The organism is Burkholderia sp. MSh2, from assembly GCF_000731655.1.
GTDB classification, from domain to species: Bacteria; Pseudomonadota; Gammaproteobacteria; order Burkholderiales; family Burkholderiaceae; genus Burkholderia; species Burkholderia paludis.
The window spans coordinates 1-3559 of record NZ_JPGM01000069.1 but is presented as its reverse complement, the minus strand read 5'-3'; the positions used below and the strand labels follow the sequence as shown (position 1 = coordinate 3559).

Below are 3559 nucleotides of genomic sequence, written 5' to 3'. Positions count from 1 at the left end.
CCCGTCAGCGCAAGCTTGTCATCCACGCGGATCTCGCCCGCCGCGTTTGCCACCACGCGCGCCTTTGCGCCGCTTGCTGCTACTGCCTGCTTCAGCGCAACGTCACCCTTTTGCGACGTCAGCGTCAGTGCATGGTCGCTCGCCCAGTTCAGTGCGCCATCGACCGTCACGTCGCCCGACGTGTTCGTCAACGCCACGTTCGTCGTGCCAAGCGCGCGCGACAGCGTCTGTCCGCCCAGTACGCCGTCCGCATTGTCGACGTTCGCGTTTGCCGACTCAATCGTCCACGTACCCGTGCGACCCGACACGTTGCGCGTATCGACCTGTGCATCGCCCGACACCTTCACTCGCTCGCCACGCGTCGTCACGTCACCGCCAGCCGCGTTCAGCTTGCCGGCTACCTGCACCAGACCACCGTCCAGTACGATCTTCCCGTCGCGCGTGCCCAGCCCCTGCGCCTCGATCGTCCCGCTGTTGTTCACCACCGCGTTCAGCAGGCCGTTCGCCGCGCGCGCCGTCATCAGCACCTCGCCGCCTTCCGCCTTCAGCAGACCGCCGTTGTGCGCCTGCGCATCCATCGCGCCGCCTTCCACCTGCAGGCTCAGCAAGCCGTTGCCGTCGAAGTTCACGTTGAACGCGTTACCCGCGCCCAGTGCCACGTTGCCCGCCTGCGCCCGGATCACACCCGTGTTCGACACCCGCGCACCCAGCAGCGCCACGCTGCCGCCTTCCGCCGCCGTGAGCGTCCCCGCGTTCTCCACCGACTTCGACGACGCACCCGAGAAACGATAGTTGCCCGCCAGGAAATCCTTGTCCGACACATCCTTCGTCGACGCCACCAGACCGCCCACGTTCACCTGTGCGCCTGCCCCGAACACCACCCCGTTCGGGTTCACCACGAACACCTTCCCGTTCGCGTCGATCTGCCCGTGGATCTGGCTGCCGTTCGTCCCGATCACCCGGTTCAACGCGATCGACTTCGCGTCCGGCTGCTTGAACGACACCCGCTCTCCACCACCCACGCTGAAGTCCTGCCAGTTCGTGATCAGCTTGTCCGTGTGCTGGTTGATCGACATCGTCTTGCCGTCCGCCGACGTCGCGATGTCCGCCTTCCCCGACGCAACCGCGCCGCCCGTCGGCAACGCGTACGCGCTCGTCGCCGCCAACCCCAGCAGCGACACCCCGGCCGCCAGCAGGCGCTTGCCGCCGCCCGTCTTGCCTCGGCGACGCGCGGTTTCGCTCACCGCACACCAACCGCCTTGCGCTTCGTTCCATACCAGCGAGTAGGCTTTATTCATCAGGAATCCTTTTTTTACGTTTTAACTGACCCATCTTCGATGGGCCTCCGATCACGCTACCCGGTCAAAACCGGGCAGCATGAACCCTTCTGCTCGACAGGCAGACCTGCCGACCTTGTACCCCGCCGAGCGGATTCACGTTCTCGCTCGACTTGCAACCGGGATTCAATTCGCATTCCTATATGAGTATCGAAATAGAGATTGCGATGAATCGCAGCCGGGCCTGCGTCGCGGATGTCAATACAGCGCCGGCCGCCCGGGCCGATCGCGACACCGAAAATCCTGTCACGCCTTGAATGCCGCCCGGAACGGGCGGCCATCCCCACGGGGCGGCGCGATTGCCGCCCCGTGACCTGCCGAGCGCCTCATCTGGCGCCGACATGCATTACCACGACTTGCCGTCGATCATGCCGATGTTGAAATCGACGAACGGCTCCGTCGATGCGGCGCCCGTCGCCTGACTCGATTCGATGCTGCCCGCATTGAATCCGGCAAAGCCGCCGGCGAACAACGGCCTCCTCTGCGCCCGGTAGTCGATCTTCGAGCTCGTACGCGACGAACGGATCGTGCCGTAGTTCTGGCCCGCAAAGCCGCCGGCATACGTCCCCGACGCGTAGACCGTGCCCGACGATTCCGAATCGGCGATCAATCCGTCGTTCGCGCCGACAAACCCGCCGACGTACAGTCCGTCGGTAGCGGTCACCGTGCCGCCTGCCGTCGAACCGCTCACGACGGTCTGCTTGCCGAGGTTTTCGCCGATCAGCCCGCCGGCGTAGCTGCCTCGCCCCGAGACCACGTCAGACGTCGAACCCGACGCCACCACCCTGCCGCGATTCGTGCCGACCAGACCGCCGATACGGCTGTCCTGGCTGCCGCGCACGGCGCCGCTCGACGCGCCGTGGTCAATCGATCCGTCGTTCACGGCCACGAGCCCGCCGATGCTGCTCGCATTGCCCGCGCTCACGTCGCCGTACGCCTTCCCTTCCAGAATCGCACCGACGTTCCGGCCGACCAGGCCGCCGACGACGCCGCGCCCGGCATCCGCCGCACGCCCCGTCGCCGACACGTTCGCGAGCACGCTGCCGCCGTCGTTCACGCCCGCGAAACCACCGGTCGCCGCCGCGCCGCTGCCGGTCACGTTGCCGGTCGCGTGCGACTGGCTGATCCTGCTGTCGGCATTCGTGCCGATGAAACCGCCCACCCTGCTGCCCGCCGTCGCGCCGACATTGCCGCTTGCCGACGAAGCGCGGATCGTCGCGTAATCGCTGCGGCCGACGAGACCGCCGACGTCCGCCCCGGACGTCGCGCTGACGTTGCCGCTCGCCGAGACGTTCGTCAGCGCGGTATGGACGTTCGAGCCGACCGCCCCGCCGACCATGCCCGCCCGACCGGCCGAGACGGCCATCGACGAATGCGAGCGATCGATGGCACCGCCGACCGCGTGGCCGACGAGGCCGCCCGCGTACACGGTGTCGCCCACGGTAATCCGGCCTGCGCTCGACGAATCCGAGATGGTCGAATCCCAGCTCAGGCCGGCGAGGCCGCCCACCAGATTCGTCGTGGTCGACGACGGCGACCGCACGTTCCTGATTTCGGCATCGGCACGGCTGTTGGCGATGCGCGAGCTGGCGTTCGTCCCGGCGATACCGCCGATGTTGACCGTCCTGTCGTTGCCGGCGATCGAGCCCTGGAAGCGCCCGCCGTCGATCACGCCGGCGTCGTTTTCGCCGACGAGACCGCCTGCGACGCTATAGCCGGCGCCGGACGACGAAATGCTCATCTGCGTTGCGCGGACGTTCGAAATCGTCCCGCCGCGGTTGGCGCCGGCCAGACCGCCGATCGTCATGCTGGTCTTGATCGACGTGCTCGCGCCGTTCACCGCGATCGAGTCGAGTGCGAGGTTGGCGATACGCCCTCGGTTCTCGGCGAACAGGCCGACGGACGCGCCGCTGCCATTGACCTTCAGACGGGACACCGTGTTGCCGAGGCCGTCGAACACGCCGTCGAATGCGCTGTTCGCTCCGATGCTCTGGAATGCCCCGTTCTTGCCGTCGATCGCGTTGCCCAGCACGTAGCGGCCCTTCAGGTCGCGGTCCACATTGCGCAGGCCCGCGACATCGTGGATCACCTGATACGCTTCGCCGTTCGACGAGAACGACGCATTGCGGCCCGACAGCGTTGCCGACGCGTTGTCTTGCGTGAACCGGTGACCCTTCGCCGAGTTCAGCTCCAGATGCGCCTGTTCGCCCGTCAGTGCCAGC

General features: G+C 67.0%; 2 protein-coding genes. Both read right to left on the bottom strand.

What is annotated here, in order from left to right; genetic code table 11:
* The coding region (locus GQ57_RS31790; protein ID WP_034199946.1) for a two-partner secretion domain-containing protein at window positions 1-1298 on the bottom strand (1298 nt) is incomplete at its 3' end.
* 385 nt (window positions 1299-1683) lie between these two features.
* On the bottom strand, window positions 1684-3559 hold a 1876-nt coding region (locus GQ57_RS31785), incomplete at its 5' end, for a beta strand repeat-containing protein (RefSeq protein WP_034199945.1).